This is a genomic window from Paucibacter soli, from assembly GCF_037482845.1.
GTDB lineage: Bacteria > Pseudomonadota > Gammaproteobacteria > Burkholderiales > Burkholderiaceae_C > Paucibacter_B > Paucibacter_B soli.
Genome location: NZ_JBBHJW010000007.1, coordinates 246,498 through 262,535, shown reverse-complemented (window position 1 = coordinate 262,535; position 16,038 = coordinate 246,498). Strand labels below are relative to the sequence as shown.

18 protein-coding genes are annotated in these 16,038 nt (G+C 67.6%); 8 read left to right on the top strand and 10 right to left on the bottom strand.

The features are described 5' to 3' along the window. Window positions 1-446: 446 nt before the first annotated feature. The 4 genes from WG898_RS16000 to WG898_RS15985 are packed head-to-tail and all read left to right on the top strand — an operon-like array spanning window position 447 to window position 3,480. Window positions 447-1,400, top strand: coding sequence for an RluA family pseudouridine synthase (locus WG898_RS16000; RefSeq protein ID WP_339603799.1), 954 nt, complete (start codon window positions 447-449; stop codon window positions 1,398-1,400). Then, window positions 1,397-2,059, top strand: coding sequence for an HAD family hydrolase (locus WG898_RS15995; RefSeq protein WP_339603798.1), 663 nt, complete (start codon window positions 1,397-1,399; stop codon window positions 2,057-2,059). The genes WG898_RS16000 and WG898_RS15995 overlap by 4 nt, the downstream gene beginning before the upstream one ends. Continuing rightward, complete coding sequence (locus tag WG898_RS15990) at window positions 2,052-2,456, top strand: Rieske (2Fe-2S) protein (RefSeq protein WP_339603797.1); 405 nt, start codon at window positions 2,052-2,054, stop codon at window positions 2,454-2,456. The genes WG898_RS15995 and WG898_RS15990 overlap by 8 nt, the downstream gene beginning before the upstream one ends. Further along, a complete protein-coding gene (locus tag WG898_RS15985) occupies window positions 2,446-3,480 on the top strand; it encodes a S49 family peptidase (RefSeq protein ID WP_339603796.1) in 1,035 nt (344 codons plus the stop codon). The genes WG898_RS15990 and WG898_RS15985 overlap by 11 nt, the downstream gene beginning before the upstream one ends. Before the next feature lies 1 nt (window position 3,481). Here WG898_RS15985 and WG898_RS15980 read toward each other — a convergent pair whose 3' ends face one another. From WG898_RS15980 to hemP, 3 genes are all read right to left on the bottom strand, one after another. Then, window positions 3,482-4,534, bottom strand: a complete 1,053-nt coding sequence (locus WG898_RS15980) for a choice-of-anchor A family protein (protein WP_339603795.1) — start codon at window positions 4,532-4,534, stop codon at window positions 3,482-3,484. A gap of 137 nt (window positions 4,535-4,671) precedes the next feature. Beyond that, the gene (locus WG898_RS15975) at window positions 4,672-6,114 is read right to left on the bottom strand and encodes an aldehyde dehydrogenase family protein (protein WP_339603794.1); all 1,443 of its coding nucleotides are present in this window, start codon (window positions 6,112-6,114) and stop codon (window positions 4,672-4,674) included. Between the two features lie 51 nt (window positions 6,115-6,165). Then, a complete protein-coding gene (hemP, locus tag WG898_RS15970) occupies window positions 6,166-6,372 on the bottom strand; it encodes a hemin uptake protein HemP (protein WP_339603793.1) in 207 nt (68 codons plus the stop codon). Window positions 6,373-6,496: 124 nt separating this feature from the next. On the opposite strand from hemP, the gene bfr reads away from it, so the two are divergent. Both bfr and WG898_RS15960 read left to right on the top strand, forming a co-directional pair. Further along, the gene (bfr, locus tag WG898_RS15965; protein ID WP_339603792.1) at window positions 6,497-6,973 is read left to right on the top strand and encodes a bacterioferritin; all 477 of its coding nucleotides are present in this window, start codon (window positions 6,497-6,499) and stop codon (window positions 6,971-6,973) included. A gap of 78 nt (window positions 6,974-7,051) precedes the next feature. Further along, window positions 7,052-7,261: a (2Fe-2S)-binding protein gene (locus WG898_RS15960; protein WP_339603791.1), complete on the top strand. Its 210-nt coding sequence runs from the start codon at window positions 7,052-7,054 to the stop codon at window positions 7,259-7,261. A gap of 4 nt (window positions 7,262-7,265) precedes the next feature. On the opposite strand, the gene WG898_RS15955 is transcribed toward WG898_RS15960, so the two are convergent. The 7 genes from WG898_RS15955 to WG898_RS15925 all read right to left on the bottom strand — a co-directional run bounded on the left by WG898_RS15955 (window position 7,266) and on the right by WG898_RS15925 (window position 12,562). Further along, a complete protein-coding gene (locus tag WG898_RS15955) occupies window positions 7,266-8,534 on the bottom strand; it encodes a hypothetical protein (protein WP_339603790.1) in 1,269 nt (422 codons plus the stop codon). Next, a complete protein-coding gene (locus tag WG898_RS15950) occupies window positions 8,531-9,265 on the bottom strand; it encodes an outer membrane lipoprotein-sorting protein (protein WP_339603789.1) in 735 nt (244 codons plus the stop codon). Before WG898_RS15950 ends, WG898_RS15955 begins: the two co-directional genes overlap by 4 nt. A gap of 10 nt (window positions 9,266-9,275) precedes the next feature. Further along, complete coding sequence (locus tag WG898_RS15945) at window positions 9,276-10,484, bottom strand: ABC transporter permease (protein WP_339603788.1); 1,209 nt, start codon at window positions 10,482-10,484, stop codon at window positions 9,276-9,278. Next, window positions 10,481-11,182 (bottom strand): ABC transporter ATP-binding protein, encoded by a 702-nt coding sequence (locus WG898_RS15940; RefSeq protein WP_339603787.1) that lies wholly within the window; start codon window positions 11,180-11,182, stop codon window positions 10,481-10,483. The genes WG898_RS15945 and WG898_RS15940 overlap by 4 nt, the downstream gene beginning before the upstream one ends. Then, window positions 11,179-11,748: a hypothetical protein gene (locus tag WG898_RS15935; RefSeq protein ID WP_339603786.1), complete on the bottom strand. Its 570-nt coding sequence runs from the start codon at window positions 11,746-11,748 to the stop codon at window positions 11,179-11,181. Before WG898_RS15935 ends, WG898_RS15940 begins: the two co-directional genes overlap by 4 nt. A 165-nt stretch (window positions 11,749-11,913) precedes the next feature. Beyond that, on the bottom strand, window positions 11,914-12,207 hold the full coding sequence (locus tag WG898_RS15930) for a hypothetical protein (RefSeq protein WP_339603785.1): 294 nt from the start codon (window positions 12,205-12,207) through the stop codon (window positions 11,914-11,916). 58 nt (window positions 12,208-12,265) lie between these two features. Continuing rightward, window positions 12,266-12,562 carry a hypothetical protein gene (locus tag WG898_RS15925; protein WP_339603784.1) on the bottom strand — a complete coding sequence of 99 codons (297 nt, stop codon included), beginning with the start codon at window positions 12,560-12,562 and terminating at the stop codon, window positions 12,266-12,268. 158 nt (window positions 12,563-12,720) lie between these two features. Here WG898_RS15925 and WG898_RS15920 point away from each other — a divergent pair, with 158 nt between their 5' ends. Together WG898_RS15920 and WG898_RS15915 are read left to right on the top strand one after the other, a co-directional pair. Further along, on the top strand, window positions 12,721-14,376 hold the full coding sequence (locus WG898_RS15920; protein WP_444718954.1) for a gamma-glutamyltransferase family protein: 1,656 nt from the start codon (window positions 12,721-12,723) through the stop codon (window positions 14,374-14,376). A 295-nt stretch (window positions 14,377-14,671) separates the two neighbouring features. Next, the gene (locus WG898_RS15915) at window positions 14,672-16,033 is read left to right on the top strand and encodes an MFS transporter (RefSeq protein WP_339603782.1); all 1,362 of its coding nucleotides are present in this window, start codon (window positions 14,672-14,674) and stop codon (window positions 16,031-16,033) included. The last annotated feature ends 5 nt before the right edge of the window (window positions 16,034-16,038 follow it).

Below are 16,038 nucleotides of genomic sequence, written 5' to 3'. Positions count from 1 at the left end.
GGCGCGCCGACTCTTGATCGGATCGCCTCACGCGATGAAAACCTTATTCGTGCCCGTCGTGACCCCATACAGGCCACGCCAGGCGTGGTTCGGACTGCGTTGCTCTTCCGCGCTGCCACGCTGGCCGCCCGGTCACTTGGGGACAGGGCCCGCCCGCGTCGCAGACGCGTTGCATCACCGTTTGTGAATGCCCTGAAACCCCTGTTCGCACCTGGGCTTCATGCATTCGCCTCGCCTTGCGCCTTCGTCTTACCCCGGCTCAGGCCCGGGTAAAATATGAAAAATCAAATACTTAGAGCGCAATCGTGGCAAGCAGCATTATACGGGCTAAAGGCCGCCCCAAGGTCGGGGGGGGCGCCCGCAGCGCGGCGCGCTTGCCGGCCAGGCCCGTCCAGCCCGTACCGGCGCCGAAACCGAGCGCAGCGACGCCGGCGCCAGCGCCGGCCGTGCGCCTGCTCACCATCGACGAGGCTTCGGAAGGCCAGCGCCTGGACAACTTCCTCTTGCGCGAGCTCAAGGGTGTGCCCAAGACCCATGTCTATCGCGTCATCCGCGCCGGCGAGGTGCGTGTGAACAAGGGTCGCGCGCATGCCGATACGCGTCTGAACCTGGGCGATGTGGTGCGCGTGCCGCCGGTGCGCCTGCCCGAGCGTGTGACGGACGAGGCCGCCAAGTTCGTGCCGGCCAAGGAATTTCCCATCGTGTTCGAGGACGAGCAGTTGATCGCCGTCAACAAGCCGGCGGGCGTGGCCGTGCATGGCGGCTCGGGCGTGAGCTTCGGTGTCATCGAGCAGCTGCGCCAGGCGCGCCCGCAGGCCAAGTTCCTGGAACTGGTGCACCGGCTCGACAAGGAAACCTCGGGCCTGCTGCTGATCGCCAAGAAGCGCAGCGCGCTCACCAAGCTGCAGGACCAGTTCCGCGAGCGTGAAACGGGCAAGACCTATGCGGCGCTGGTGACGGGCGAGTGGGCGGCCAACAAAAAGGTCATCGATGTGGCGCTGCTGAAGTTCACCGGCGCGGATGGCGAGCGCTGGGTGCGCGCGGTGACGAACTCGCACGACCCGCAGGCCGACCAGGCCAAGCGCTCCGTCAGCCTGGTCAAGGTTGCCGAGCGGCTGCAAGGGCACACGCTGCTGGACGTCACCATCAAGACCGGTCGCACCCATCAGATCCGCGTGCACCTGGCGCACGAAGGGCACCCCATCGTCGGCGATCCCAAGTACGGTGACTTCGAGGCGAATCGCACGATGGCGCGCGGCGCCTTGCGCTTTGACCGCATGTTCTTGCATGCCAAGCGCCTGCGCTTCAGCCACCCCGGCAGCGGCGCGGAGATCGAGTTGCTGGCACCCTTGCCGCCTGAATGTGAGAACTTGATCGCGGCCCTGCGCGCGCAAGCATGACGACACCCAAACAGTTTGATTTGATCGTGTTCGACTGGGACGGCACCCTGTTCGACTCCACCGCCCTGATCACGCGCAGCATCCAGGCCGCAGCGCGCGACCTGGGGCTGCCCGTGCCGGAGGCCGCCGACGCCGCCTATGTGATCGGCCTGGGACTCTACGACGCGCTGGCACGCGTGGTGCCCGATCTGCCGCGCGAGCGCTATGCCGAGCTGGGCCAGCGTTATCGTCATCACTATTTCGCCGCCCAGCACGAGGTGGTCTTGTTCGACGGTGTGCTGGAGCTGTTGGCGGCGCTGAAGGCGCGCCACCATTGGTTGGCCATCGCCACCGGCAAGAGCCGCCGGGGCCTGGACGAGGCGCTGCGCTCGGTGCAACTGCAAGGCGTGTTCGATGCCAGCCGCACCGCCGACGAAACCGCCGGCAAGCCCGATCCGCGCATGTTGCATGAGTTGATGCGCGAATTTGGCACCGAGCCCGAACGCACCCTGATGATTGGCGACACCACCCACGATCTGCAGCTGGCGCGCAATGCCGGGGCCGCCTGCCTGGGTGTCAGCTATGGTGCGCATGATCACGCCAGCTTCCCTGCCTTTGAACCCCTGCACATCGCCCACGACGTGCCCGACCTGCAGCGCTGGCTGCTCCAACATGCCTGAGACCGACGACATCCAGCCCATCCCCCTGTGCCCCTCGGCCGAATTGCAGGAGCGCGGCCGCGCACACGGCTTTGACGTGCTGCAGTACCGCCAGCCGGCGCGCGCCTTTGCGCTGCGCTTCGAGGGCCAGGTGGTGGCCTATCTGAACCGCTGCGCCCATGTGCCCACCGAGATGGATTGGCAGGAGGGCGAGTTCCTTGACAGCGACAAGCAGTACATCATGTGCTCGATCCACGGTGCGGTCTACGACCCGCTTACCGGGCGTTGCGTGACCGGCATGTGCGGCCGCATCGGACTGACCAAGATCGAGGTGGAGGAGCGCGAGGGCCAGGTCTATTGGTATCCTTCCCGCGACACCAAGCCGGCACCCATCAAGACAGAACCCCATGAATCCTAACGACGAATTGCCGCGCCCTGTGCCGGATGCCACCGCCAGGCCTGAGGACATCCTCGCCAAGCTGGACACGCCAGGCGCCGCCGCGGCGCGCCCGGCGGCGCCGAACGCCTACGAGAAGCTGCTCGAGCATTTCGCCACCGAGTATCTGAAGGACCGGCGCAGCGACCGGCGCTGGAAGACCTTTTATCGCGTCGCCTGGCTGGCATTTTTTGTCTTCGTGGGCTGGGTGCTGCTGTCGCAGCGACACCATGTGAGCGCGCCCAACACGCCGCATACCGCCCTGGTGGAGGTGCGCGGCGAGATCGCCGCTGATAGCGAGGCGAGCGCCGAGCTGCTGCTTTCGGCGATCAAGAACGCCTTCGAGGACCATGGCGCTCAGGCCGTGGTGCTGCGCATCAACTCACCCGGCGGCAGCCCGGTGCAGGCCGGCATCGTCTACGACGAGATCAAGCGCCTCAAGGCCAAGCATGGCAAGAAGGTCTACGCCGTGGTCGAGGAGATGTGTGCCTCGGGCGCCTACTACATCGCCGCGGCCGCCGACGAGATCTACGTGGACAAGGCCTCCCTGGTGGGATCGATCGGCGTGCTGATGGATGGCTTCGGCTTTGTCGGCCTGATGGAGAAGCTGGGCGTCGAGAGGCGCCTGCTCACCGCCGGTGAAAACAAGGGCATGCTGGACCCCTTCACGGCGCAGAACGCCAGGCAGCGCGCCTATGCCCAGGCCATGCTGGATCAGATCCACCAGCAATTCATCAAGGTGGTGAAGGAAGGCCGCGGCGCACGCCTGCACGAGACCCCCGAGATGTTCTCCGGCCTGTTCTGGAACGGCGAGGAGGCCGTCAAGATGGGCCTGGCCGACGAGTTCGGCAACCTGGACTATGTGGCGCGCGAGGTGATCAAGGCCGAAGAGGTGATCGACTACACGCCGCGCGACAACGTCGCCGAACGCCTGGCCAAGCGCTTTGGCGCGGCCATGGGCGAGGGCGCGGTGAAGGCGGTACGCAGCCTGGCGCCGCTGCGCTGAGTCAGGCGCGCCCGGCGGAGCGCCGTGCGCGCAGGCCCAGGGCCAATATGCCGGCCAACATCAGCGCATAGCTTGCGGGTTCCGGCACGGGGGAGATCGGCGTGAACGGCTCGTAGCCCAGCTCAAGCTTGCTGCCATTGGCAGTCTTGCCGAGCGAATTGGCGATCAGGCTGCCTTCCAGGTGGCCGGTGCCGCTGACGGCGGCGTTCACCGCCAGCACGCTGCCGTTCATGAAGGTGTCCACGCTCACCGTGCTGGCGTGGCCGAGGTTGAACAGCAGGCGGTCACGCGAACCTGCCAGCAGGTCCGGCGAATTGCCCTTGTCGCCACCCAGGAAGCCGCTGAAGCTGATATGGCTGGCGCTGCTGTTGATGATGATGTGGGCGCCGGCCTTGATGTCGCTCAGCTGGATATTGCCTATCGCGCCCAGGCTGCCCAGATCGAAGATCTGCACGTCCGATTGCTTGTCGCCCTTGAGCAGCAGATTGGCGCCCTGCTGGCTCCAGCTGCCGTTGGCCTTGGCACTACTGAGCTGGGTCGACAGGCCGCTCAGCTGCGTCTTGGCGGCGCCGAAGTCGAGGAAGTTGGCCTGCTTGCTGAACGAGGCCTTCTGCCAGTGCGTGCCACCCCAGGGATTGCTGAAGTCGGCACTGCCGCCATAGACGGCGCTGCCCAGCTTGAACTGGTTGTTGCTGACCCAGGGAATGTTGCTGCCCGGGCCAATCGTCTTGTTGGTGTCGACCTGGTAGGCGGGGCCGTTGTAAACCGTGCCGGCGTCGAACTTGATATTGCCGCCCACCACCAACGAGGGGCCGGTGCTGCCAAAGGCATTGCGGTAGCCGACGTCAAAGCCTGCGGTCAGATTGCCGCCTACCGCCAGCTTGCCCTCCACATCCGAGGCCGCGCTGACATTGCCAAAGAAGAAGCCGCTGTAGCCCTTGGCGGCGCCGAGGTCGATGACCGGCAGCGCCTGTGCGGCTTGAGCCAGCAGAAGGCCGGCGATGATGGATACCAATGTAAGGCCGTTCTTCCGCCGAATGTTCTTGCTCTTCACGCTTTATCCTCGTTCTGGTGCTCGGATCCAAGGAAAAGTCTTGGATAAGTCAAGGCCAAATTCTAGGAAGCGAGCGTTGTGCCGGCACCCCCTTTGATAGGGTGGTATCAAAGTGGTTTGTGCGCTTTACACGCTTTTCAGGGCTGCAAATAGCTGGTCTTGACCGTGGTGTAGAACTCGGCGGCATAGCTGCCTTGTTCGCGCGAGCCCATGCTGGAGCCCTTGCGGCCACCGAAGGGCACGTGATAGTCGACCCCGGCGGTCGGCAGGTTCACCATCACCATGCCGGCCTGGGCATGGCGCTTGAAGTGGCTGGCGTGCTTGAGCGAGCCGGTGCAGATGCCGCTGGCCAGGCCAAAGGGCGTGTCGTTGGCCAGTGCCAGCGCATGTTCGTAATCGTCGGCCGGAATCAGGCTGGCCACCGGGCCGAAGATCTCCTCGCGGCAATGCTGCATCGCGTTGTCGCAATCGGCGAACAGGGCCGGCTGCAGATAATGGCCGGGCGTCTCCAGGGCCAGCGGTTCGCCGCCCGCGACCAGGCGTGCGCCCTCGGCGCGGGCGATGGCGATGTAGCGCAGGTCCTGGGCCAGTTGCTGCTCGTCCACCACCGGGCCAATCTGCGTGCCGGCGGCCAGCGCATGGCCCACGCGCAGCTCGCGCGTGGCCTGGGCCAGCGCCTCCAGCAGGCGCGGGTAGATGCCCTTGGTGACGATGATGCGCGACGCGGCGGTGCAGCGCTGGCCGGTGGAATAGAAGGCGCCCTGCACGATGCAGTTCACCGCGGTCGCCAGGTCGGCATCGTCCAGCACGACTTGCGGGTTCTTGCCGCCCATCTCCAGCTGGAACTTGGCGCCGCGCATCACCGCGGCCTGGGCCACGCGCTGGCCGGTGCCCACCGAGCCGGTGAAGCTCAACGCTTGCACGCGCGCATCGTTCAAGAGCGCCTGGCCCACCACGCTGCCGGGGCCCATCACCAGATTGAATACGCCCTCGGGCAGTCCGGCGCGGGCGATGATCTCGGTCAGCGCCCAGGCCGAGCCCGGCACCAACTCGGCCGGCTTGAACACCACCGTGTTGCCGAAGGCCAGGGCAGGCGCGATCTTCCAGGCGGGAATCGCGCTGGGGAAGTTCCAGGGCGTGATCAGGCCCACCACGCCCACCGGCTCGCGCGTGACCTCGATCTCCACGCCTGGGCGCACGGAGGCCAGCTTGTCGCCGCGCTGGCGCAGCGCCTCCTGGGCGAAGAACTTGAAGATGGCGCCGGCACGCGCCACCTCGCCCACGCCCTCGGGGCGGGTCTTGCCCTCCTCGCGGCTCAGCAACTCGCCCAGCTCGTCCTTGCGCGCCAGCAGCTCGCTGCCGATGCGGTCCAGCGCGTCGGCGCGCTGTTGTGGCGTCGAGAGACCCCAGGCGGGCGCAGCGGCGTGGGCGGCGGCGATCGCCAGTTCGGTCTGGGCGGCGTCGGCCTGCGCATAGCGGCCGATCTCGTCGCGTGTGTCCGAGGGGTTGATATTGGCGCGGCTGCTGGCACCGGCCAGCCATTGGCCGGCGACGAAATTGGCATGCGGGGTCTGGGTCATCGGAGCTCCTTTTGAGATATTGTAAATATATCTAATTGCGGGAGCTGGGCGCTATTTGGTCAGGATCAGCTTGCCCAGCGAGGTCAGGCGCAGGCGGTAGACCTGGTCGCGATGCGCGATCTCGAGTTCGCGCGCGGCGCCCAGCAACTGCGTGCTGCACAGGCGCCGCAAGGGCAGGGTGGCCGCAGCCTCGGTGGGCAGGCCGATGTCTTCTTCCGGGGCGAGGCGGCTTGGAGGGGGTTGCTTGACCTTGATCATGGTAGGCATGATAAATGCGAACTATTCGCAATAGAAAATTCGCCGGCACCCGGTCGACTGGAAGGCTTCCCGTCGCCGGCCGGGGCACGCACAATCGGCGCTTGCACGGTGCAAGGAGACTGATATGAAAGGCGATGCCAAGGTCATCGAATACCTGAACGCCCAGCTGAAGAACGAGCTGACTGCGATCAACCAATACTTCCTGCATGCCCGCATCCTCAAGAACTGGGGCTACGAGGCCATGGCCAAGCATGAATACGAGGAGTCCATCGAGGAGATGAAGCATGCCGACAAGCTGATCGAGCGCGTGTTGATGCTCGAAGGCCTGCCCAATCTGCAGGACCTGGGCAAGCTCTTCATCGGCGAGACCGCGGTCGAGGTGCTGCACTGTGACCTGAAGATAGAGATGGGCTCGCACCCCCTGCTCAAGGAGGCCATCGCCTACTGCGAGAGCGTGCGCGACTACGTCTCGCGCGAGGTGCTGGAGTCCATCCTCAGCGACACCGAGGAGCATATCGACCATCTGGAAACCCAGATCGCGCTGGTGGGCCAGGTGGGCGAGCAGAACTGGCTGCAGACCCAGATGGGCCCGGCCAGCTGAGGGGTTCTCAATATGTATTGAGAACCGTTCGCATTTGCGATAGTATGCAGGCATTCGCCGCAGCGTCCATCGCAAGCCATGATCATCTGCCTCTGCCACCGTGTTTCCGACCGCGACATCCGCCGGGCCGTGGATGCGGGCCTGCGTAATTTCGAGGTCTTGCAGGACGAGACCCGGCTCGCCTCGGCCTGCGGCAGCTGCCATGACTGCGCGCGCGAGGTGTTTGACGAGGCCCTGCAGCGGCAAGCCTGCCCCTGTGCCGCGGCACGCGAGGCGCTGCCCGCCTAAGCCATCAAAACGACCAGCTGCTGGCCAGGTAGGCCAGGCGGCGCTGCGGCAGCTGCGCGATCACGCTGGCAGCCGGGCCGCCCCAGCCGCGCAGGCCGGCGTCGACGCGCCAGCGATTGCCGGTCCAGGCCAGCGAGGCGGTGACGATGCGGCCGCCGTCCTCGGGCGTGTAAAGCAGGTCCAGCGCCGGTTGCCAGGCGTCGTGATCCCAGGCCAGGCGCACAAACAGATTGCTGCGCCGCAGGCTGCTGTTGCCAAAGGCCTGGCCCTGCCAGGCCAGGTTGCCGGCCGCGGCGCCCTGCAGCGTTGCGGGCAGGTGGCTGGCGATGGCCCTCAGGCCCCCGTTGCGGCCCGCCCAGTCGCGCCATTGCGCGGCGCTGAGCGCGTTACCGTCCCACCAGGCTTCGGCCATCAGGCTGAGGCGGTTTTCGCCGGTCCAGCTGGCGCCCAGCAGGGCCTGTCGGCCGCTCCCCAGTGGCTCAATCTGCCAGGGTGAGGCGGGCAGCAAGGCGGCCGTGCCGTTGCGGTTGCGCCAGACCTCGCTGCGACGCGCGTAGCGCCAGGAGGCATGCAGCTCGACGCTGTCGCTGGCCACCCAGGCCGCGGCGGCCCCCAGGCTCGCATGGCTGTGCTCGCCCTGGCGTGCGAAGCCATGCAGGTCGAGCGCGCCGCGGCGCTGGTAGACGCGCAAGGCCAGCGCCTGCTCGTCGCCGAAATGCGCATCCTGCCTGGGCGCAGGGTTGACCCAGACCAGGCTCCAGGCCGTCTCGGCGCTGAAATACTCGGCCTGCAGCAGAGGCCGGCCGCGCGGCATATTGGAGAGCAGGGTGCGACGCTCTTCCTGCGCCACCACGTCGTTTGGCCGGAAGGCGTAGCCCACGTCCCAGGCCACCAGCTTGCGGCCGGCGCTGAATTGCCAGCCCATGGCCTCGCCGGACAGGTAGAGCTCCTGCAGCGCCGCGGTCGAGCGCGGCGGCAGGTCGCCGAGGCGGCTGTGCTGCAGGGCGAGCGCCGCCGTCAGCGGGCCGGACGAGGCGCGCAACTCCGCGTCCAGCAAGGCGCCGCTGCCGGCTTGCGGCGCGGTGCCTGCCTGCAGCGCGTTCGCCGCAGCCAGCGGGCCCAAGGTGGCGGCCGTGCGTTCCTGCCACTGGGTGCGCACATGGCCGCTGAGTTGGCCGCTCAATTGGCCGCTGAATTGGCCCGTCAGTTCGGCGTGCACGCTGCCGGTCAGCAGGGCCAGCGCGAGCAGGGCGAATGGAATCGCGGCCTTCATTCCAGACTCGGGCTGCGCGCCAGGAACATCGGGTTGAACCAGGCCTCGGGCACCTGCCTAGGCTTGCGTGCCAGGTAGCGCACATGGGTCAGCTTCTTGTTGCTGAGCGCATCCTGCAAGGCCATCTCCAGCACCATGGACCGGGCCTTGTCCAGCACGAAGCTGGCCTGCTTGGCAAGCTTCTCCGACTGCACGTACAGCTCGGCCCGGAACGGTTCATGGTGCTGCTTGCCCATCCACAGCTCGATGCGCTGATAGCTCACGCTTTTGCGCCTGGCCTTCAGGCTCAGGTGCAGGCAGGCGGCCTCGCCGCAACGCTCCTCGCCCAGCAGCTCGCCCTCGTAGTCCTCGGCCCAGGAGAGCGTGGCAATGTCGCCGGTGGAGGCGTCGCCCAGCAGCTTCTGCGTCGGCGTGATGCGCATGGGGCGCTGGCTGCCCGGCATCAGCAGCCAGAAATCGTCGCCCAGCATCAGCACCTTCTGGCCCTTGTCGGCAGGGCTTTGCATCAGCACCAGCGAGCGGTGACCGGACTGGCTCAGCACCGTGTAGCGGCGTTCCTTGTCGACGCTGCCATCGGCGTTCAGCACCTCCACCTGCGTGTCGATCTGTTGCTGCTGCTCGGCGCCCGCGCGGTAACGGTCGGCATCGCGCAGCATGGCGCCCACATCGGCGGCCTGCGCCGTGCCAAGGCCCAGCGCGAGCATCAGCAGGCAAATGTTCTTTATCTTCATGGCCAGTCCTTCAGGTATGAGCGAGGGCGTCGACGATGGGCTTGGCGACCGTCTTGCGGGCCACCAGGGCGGAGGCCAGCATGGCCAGGGTCAGCATCGCCAGCAGGGTGGCGCCATACAGGCCCGCATCGATCGCCACCTGCAGCGGATAACCGCGCGAGTAGCCGGGCGGCGGCGGCATTTCCACCGGCAGCACATAGAGCAGCAGGCTGAAGGCCAGCGCCAGCAGGGCCCCCAGCAAGGCGCCTCCACCGCCCAGCAACATGCCCTCCAGCGCCAGGCTTTGCAGCAGCTGCGAGGGCAGGGTGCCGAGCGCGCGCAGGGTGCCGATCTCGCGGGTGCGTTCGATGATGGCCATGGCCATCGCATTGCTGACCACGAACACCACGATCACGCCGATGATGACGCCCAGCGCGCCGAAGATGCGGTTATAGAGCTGCTTCACGCTGCGGTAGAAGCTGGCCTGCTGCTCCCAGGTGCGCACTTCCAGCTGCGGCGCCAGCGCCTGCATGCGCGCTTGCGCGGCCGGCGTGCTTTCCATGCGGTCGAGGAACACACCCAGCGAGGAGACGCGCTGCGTCGCCAGCAGGGCCTGGGCGCTCGCCAGGTCCAGATAGAGCGAGCGTTTGTCCATTTCGGCGATGCCGGTGGAGAAGATGCCCACCACCTGCACGTCGATCGCGTTCAGCGCGCCTTCGGTGGTGCTGGCCAGCAGGGTGAGCGGATCACCGGGGCCTGCCTTGAGGCTGCGCGCCAGCCCTTCGCCCAGCATCACCGCGCGCCGCTCGGCCGAGCTCAACACCTGGCCGGCCTTGATCTGCATGAACGGCCCCTTGATGGCGAACTCGGCATCCGCGTCCACGCCGGCGGCCATCATCACGATGGACTTCTCGCCGTTGGAGATCAGGCCGCTGAACTCGACGCGCGGCAGCACCTGGCGTACCTGCTCGTCGGCCAGCATCTGCGTGCGCAGCCGCTGCCAGTCGTCCAGGCCGTATTGCAGCGGCGTGTCCTCGTCCTTGGCGAACTGCGCCGGGCTGGCCACGACCAGATGGCCGGTGCCGCGTGCGGCGGACTGGGCCAGGCTCTGGTAGGTGAAGATCGCAAAGCCTCCCGCCAGCAGAATGGCGGCGGTGCCCAGCGCGGCGATGGACAGGGTGACGAGCGAACGTCGGCGGTTGCGCAGGCTGTTGAGCCAGGCGAATTTGAGCCACTTCATGACAGGTTCTCCGTGGTCTTGCCGTCCAGCAGCGCGACCACGCGGTCGCAGCGGCGCGTCAGGCGGGCGTCGTGGGTGGCGATGATGAAGCTGGTGCCCTGGCCATGGGCCAGCTCGCGCATCAGATCCACCATGGTTTCGGCGGTGTGCGAGTCGAGGCTGGCGGTGGGTTCGTCGGCGATCACCAGGGCGGGACGCTTCACCAGCGCACGCGCGATCGCGACGCGCTGGCGCTGGCCGCCCGAGAGTGCATCCGGCCGGTGCGCCGCATGCTCGTGCAGGCCCACCGCGCGCAGCGCCTCGGCCACGCGCGTGGCGCGTTCGCCGGCCGCCACGCCGGCGAGGAAGAGCGGGTAGTCGACGTTCTCGGCCACCGTCATCACCGGCACCAGGTTGAAGCTCTGGAACACGAAGCCGATGGCATCGCGGCGCAGCAGCGTGGCGGCGCGCTCGGCGCGCGCATCCACGGCCTGGCCGCGCAGCAAGACCTGACCCTCGTCGGGGCTGTCGATCAGGCCGCAGAGGTTCAGCAAGGTGCTCTTGCCGCTGCCCGAGGGGCCGGTGAGGGCCAGCAACTCGCCCGCCGGCAGGTCCAGGTCCACGCCCTGCAGGGCAGGGATCACATGCTCGCCCAGGCGGTAGGTCTTGCGCACGCCGCGCAAGCTCATGACCGGATCACGCGCCGCCGCCGCGCTCATGGCTGCGCCGCCTTCGGCTCGGCGCCGGCCTGCTTGGCCGCGCGCGCCCGCACCGCCGCCTGGAAGCCCGCCGGGCTGCTGGCGAACAGCGGGTCCTTGAGGATCTCCTGCAGCAACTGGCTGCCGCGCGGGCCGCGGTTGAACATGGCCGGCAGGGCCAGGAAGTTGTTGGCAGCGACGAAGCGCGTTTCCAGGCTTACCGGCGTACCGCGCACGCGCTGCTGCTCATGCTCCTTGCCCAGCAGGGCCAGGCCCTTGTCGATCTGCGCCAAGCCATCCTCGGCATAGCTCATCTTCTTCCAGGGCAGCATGGTGGTGGTGGCGCGCAGCGAGGTGGCCGCACCGGCATAGGCGCGCAGCAGCGGATGCGCGGGCTCGGCCTTGGAGAGCGCGCTGAAGCGTTCGGCCGATGCCTCGATCAGCTCGCTGTGGCCCTGGGTGGCCTGGTTGAATTGCTGGAAGGCTTCCTGGAACTCGGCCTCGCTCAATGCGCGCGCCGGCCCATGCAGCAGGGCGAGCGTGGTGGCGAGGCTCAGCAGGGTGGTGATGGCTGAGGTGGGTCTCATGATGGCTGGTGGCGTGAGTGAAAGTGTGCTCAGCCTATGCAGCCAGGCCCGGGCGCCCCAGCGCGATGCGACCGGAGCAAGCGGCGCGGCGCGAAGCGACGGATTCGCGGCGCCAAAGAAAAGACCCGCCACCAGGGCGGGTCTCGCTAACGGGGGCGAGCCGTCTTACTTCTTGGGCGCTTCGGTCTTGGCCGGCTCGGCCTTCACCGCGGGCTTGGCGGCGCTGGCTGCATGCTGCGCTGCCTTGGCATCGGCCTTGGCATCGGCCTTGGCAGCGGAAGCGGCCGGGGTTGCGGGCGTGGCGGCTGTCGCTGGCGTGGCCGGCGTGGCGGCGGTTGCCGTGGCGGTGGCCGCCGGTGCCGGCATCTTGGCGGGGGCTGCGGCCGGGGCCGGCGTCTGGGCTTGGGCGACGGCGGCGCAAACAGTCAGCAGGCCGGCGATCAGGGTGGTCTTGTTCATGGTGCTTTCCTTCTGGTTCAGGATGTCAACAGGGTTTGAATTCCGGGCGCGGCCCGGCTCAGGAGTTCTTGGCCGGCGCGTCGGCCTTGACGGCATCGGCCGCGGCGGGCTTTTTCGCGTGCTTGGTCGCATGCTTCTTGGCATGCACGGCGGGCTTGGCGGCCTCGGTGCCGGCGGTCGCGGTGGCCGCAGTCTTCAACTCGGTCTTCGCCGCGGCGGGCGCCGTGGTGGCAGCGGCAGCAGGAGCAGCGGTCGCGGCGGGCGTTGCGGTCGCTCCGGGGTTCTGCGCCATCGCCAGGCCGGTGGACAGGGCCAGCAGAGCAGGGATCAGGGCGGTCTTCGTCAGAGCATTCATTTGGATCACTCCAGGGTTGTTGATGAACTTGCCACTCCACAACGAGGCCCTGGCAGCGGCAGTTGACGTTTTCCCTGGGCGTTGCAAAGCGTTACACCGCACAGTCATCGCACCGATAGCTCGGGGTCAGGTCTTGCCTGGTGCGGCCATGAGGCAAGATGGCGCATCGTTCCACCCACCTGCTTGCCATGAGCTCACCTTTCAATTGGTCCGCCGGCTATCCCAGTCAGCGCAGCCCGCTGTTCGCGCGCAATGTGGTCTCCACCTCGCATCCGCTCGCCGCGCAGGCGGGTCTGCGCATGCTGGCCCAGGGCGGCAATGCGGTGGACGCGGCGATCGCAACCGCCGCCTGCATGACGCTGGTGGAGCCCTGCAGCAATGGCCTGGGCTCGGACGCCTTTTGCATACTCTGGGACGGCAAGGAGCTGCACGGCCTGAATGCCTCGGGCACGGCACCGGCGGCCTGGACGCCCGAGTACTTCTTCAAGACCTATGGCGCCGATGCCAAGGCCCCGCCCAAGCGCGGCTGGGGTGGCGTCACCGTGCCCGGTGCGGTGGCGGGCTGGGTGGCCTTGAGCGAGCGCTTTGGCAAGCTGCCCTTTGCCGACCTGATGGCACCGGCCATCGAGATTGCCGAGCGCGGCTACGCGGTGCCGGTGATCGTGCAGAGCAAATGGGCGATGGCCGCGGGCGTCGACGAGCTCACCCGTCAGCCCGGTTTTGCCCAGGCCTTTCTGCCACGCGGGCGCGCGCCCGCGGTGGGTGAGCTGTTCAAGTTCCCGGATGCGGCGCGCACCCTGCGCCTGATTGCGGCGAGCAAGGGCGAGGCCTTCTACCGCGGAGAAGTAGCGGCCGCGGTGGAGGCCTTTGCCAAGCAGACCGGCGGCGCGATGACGGCGGCCGACTTCGCGGCCTACCGGCCCGAGTGGGTCAGGCCGATCTCGCAGGACTATGCCAGCCATACCCTGCACGAGATCCCGCCGAATGGCCAGGGCATCGCCGCGCTGATCGCGCTGGGCATCCTCAAGCACCTCGACCTGCCAGCGCATGCCGTGGATGGCGTGGCCTCCACGCATCTGCAGATCGAGGCCATGAAGCTGGCCTTTGCCGATGTCTACCGCTATGTGGCCGATGCGGCGGCGATGCGCGTGACGGTGGAGCAGCTGCTGGAACCGGCCTACCTCGCCGAACGCGCCAAGCTCGTGCGCATGGACGCGGCGCAGGACTTCAGGGCCGGCAACCCGGTCAAGGGGGGCACCATCTACCTCAGCACGGCCGACGAGAGCGGCATGATGGTCAGCTTCATCCAGAGCAACTACATGGGCTTCGGCTCGGGCCTGGTCGTGCCGGGCTACGGCGTGTCGCTGCAGAACCGCGGCCATTGCTTCACGCTCGAAGAGGGGCACGCCAATATCGTCGCGCCCGGCAAGCGCCCCTTCCACACCATCATCCCCGCCTTCCTGACGAAGGACGGCCAGCCGGTGATGAGCTATGGCGTGATGGGCGGCAATATGCAGCCACAAGGCCATATGCAGACGCTGGTGCGCATGCTGGACTACGGCCAGCAACCCCAGGCCGCCTGCGATGCGCCGCGCTGGCGCTTCAACGAGGGTCTGTCCATCAATGTCGAGCCGCAGATGCCTCCGGCCACCATCGAGGGCCTGCGCGCGCTGGGTCACCAGATCGGCGACATCCACGACAGCTATCAGGACTTTGGCGCCGGCCAGTTCATCTGGCGCCTGGGTGAGCCTGCGGTGGAGGGGTATGTGGCCGCCAGCGATCCGCGCCGGGATGGCGCGGCGGTGGGCTACTGACGGAAATCGCCAGGCGCACCGCCCATACTTCTGGGACTTGCCGGGCGTCAAGCCGCGCTGCTACCATGGCCCGCAATCTCTGCACCAACACCATGACCAAGCTGCTTGACCGCACCCGAACGCGCACACCCCGTGCCGGCGGCCTGCGCGCGCGCTGGTCGGGGCCCATGCCCGCGCCGCATTGACGTCGTCGACGCGCCGCGCGCGGCTCGCCGGCTCCCGAGTCCGGCTACTCACCCAGTCTTTCTATTGGTCCGTGCTGACAAGGCACGGCTCCCGCTGTTGGAGTTTTTCCATGCAAACCCAGGCCAACTCCTGGTTTGACCGGCTCAGACTTGCGCTCACCCTGCCACCCGGGGATCTGCTGCGCGATATGGTCTACCGCCGGCTCTGGACTTCGATACTGATCAGCTCGCTAGGTGGGCAGATCACCATGCTGGCCCTGCCGCTCACCGCGGCGGTGCTGCTGCATGCCAGCCCCACGCAGATGGGCCTGCTCACCGCCATGGAGATCGTGCCCTTCGTGCTGTTCTCGCTGCCCGGCGGCGTTTGGCTGGACCGGGTGCGCAAGCTGCCGGTCTATGTGGTTGGCGAGCTCATGCTGGCGGTGGCGGTGGCCACCGTGCCGCTGGCTGCCTGGATGGGCTGGCTGTCGATGACCTGGCTGTATGCGGTGGGCCTGGTGCTGGGCACGGTCTACACCCTGGCCGGCAGCGCGGCGCAAATCGTGCTGACCCAGGTGGTCTCGCGCGACCGCCTGGTCGAGGCGCACGCCAAGAATGCGCTCGCCTCCTCGGGCGCCGAGGTGGCCGGGCCCGGCATTGCCGGCCTGCTGATCAAGCTGCTGGGCGCCCCCATGGCGCTGGCGGCCGACGCGCTGCTGGTGCTGATCTCGGCCACCATCCTGCGCGGCATCAAGGTGCAGGAAGAGCTGCACAAGACCAGCGGCGAGGATTTCTGGCGCGACCTCAAGGCCGGCGTGGCCTTTGTGCGCAACAAGCGCCTGCTCATCAGCCTGGCCTGCACGGTGGGTGGTTGGCAGCTCTTCAACAACGCTGCCCAGGTGGTGCAGATCCTGTTCGCCACCCGCGTGCTGGGGCTCCCGGCCCAGACCGTGGGCCTGAGCTACGTGGCGCTGGGCGTGGGCACGGTGCTGGCTAGCGTGTTCGGCCATCGCATCTCCAAGACCATGGGGCCGGGCCCCTGCCTGATCCTGGGCCTGGCGGTATGTGGCCTGGGCTGGCTGACGCTCGCACTGGCGCCGGCCAATGAGCTGGGCATCGCGGCCTTTGCCTTCATGCTGTTCGCCTTTGGTGTCGGCGCGGTGCTGATCTTCATCAACTTCCTCTCGCTGCGCCAGGCGGTCACGCCCGCGCCGATGCTGGGCCGCATGACCAGCACCATGCGCTGGCTGATCCTGATCCCTGCCGGTCCCGGCGCCCTGATCGGCGGCTGGCTGGGTGAGTATGTGGACCTGCGTGCCGCGCTGCTGTTTGCCGGCCTGGGCGCGTTGGCGGTGGCCGCGGTGGCGCTGCGCATGCCCACGATCCGCGAGGTGCGCGAGCTGCCCAGCATAGACAACAGCGAGCCCGAACCCCTGCTGGGAGCGGAGACCCAGCCGGGCCGCATCGACCCGGATTGGGTGCCCAGCAAGTAGACCAG

Excerpts from the sequence above, each read along its gene's own strand:
- WG898_RS15995 (WP_339603798.1), top strand. The coding sequence starts at position 1,397 with ATGACGACACCCAAACAGTTTGATTTGATCGTGTTCGACTGGGACGGC.
- WG898_RS15990 (WP_339603797.1), top strand. The coding sequence starts at position 2,052 with ATGCCTGAGACCGACGACATCCAGCCCATCCCCCTGTGCCCCTCGGCC.
- WG898_RS15985 (WP_339603796.1), top strand. The coding sequence starts at position 2,446 with ATGAATCCTAACGACGAATTGCCGCGCCCTGTGCCGGATGCCACCGCC.
- WG898_RS15975 (WP_339603794.1), bottom strand. The coding sequence starts at position 6,114 with ATGACCCAGACCCCGCATGCCAATTTCGTCGCCGGCCAATGGCTGGCC.
- hemP (WP_339603793.1), bottom strand. The coding sequence starts at position 6,372 with ATGATCAAGGTCAAGCAACCCCCTCCAAGCCGCCTCGCCCCGGAAGAA.
- bfr (WP_339603792.1), top strand. The coding sequence starts at position 6,497 with ATGAAAGGCGATGCCAAGGTCATCGAATACCTGAACGCCCAGCTGAAG.
- WG898_RS15960 (WP_339603791.1), top strand. The coding sequence starts at position 7,052 with ATGATCATCTGCCTCTGCCACCGTGTTTCCGACCGCGACATCCGCCGG.
- WG898_RS15955 (WP_339603790.1), bottom strand. The coding sequence starts at position 8,534 with ATGAAGGCCGCGATTCCATTCGCCCTGCTCGCGCTGGCCCTGCTGACC.
- WG898_RS15950 (WP_339603789.1), bottom strand. The coding sequence starts at position 9,265 with ATGAAGATAAAGAACATTTGCCTGCTGATGCTCGCGCTGGGCCTTGGC.
- WG898_RS15945 (WP_339603788.1), bottom strand. The coding sequence starts at position 10,484 with ATGAAGTGGCTCAAATTCGCCTGGCTCAACAGCCTGCGCAACCGCCGA.
- WG898_RS15940 (WP_339603787.1), bottom strand. The coding sequence starts at position 11,182 with ATGAGCGCGGCGGCGGCGCGTGATCCGGTCATGAGCTTGCGCGGCGTG.
- WG898_RS15935 (WP_339603786.1), bottom strand. The coding sequence starts at position 11,748 with ATGAGACCCACCTCAGCCATCACCACCCTGCTGAGCCTCGCCACCACG.
- WG898_RS15930 (WP_339603785.1), bottom strand. The coding sequence starts at position 12,207 with ATGAACAAGACCACCCTGATCGCCGGCCTGCTGACTGTTTGCGCCGCC.
- WG898_RS15925 (WP_339603784.1), bottom strand. The coding sequence starts at position 12,562 with ATGAATGCTCTGACGAAGACCGCCCTGATCCCTGCTCTGCTGGCCCTG.
- WG898_RS15920 (WP_444718954.1), top strand. The coding sequence starts at position 12,721 with ATGGCGCATCGTTCCACCCACCTGCTTGCCATGAGCTCACCTTTCAAT.
- WG898_RS15915 (WP_339603782.1), top strand. The coding sequence starts at position 14,672 with ATGCAAACCCAGGCCAACTCCTGGTTTGACCGGCTCAGACTTGCGCTC.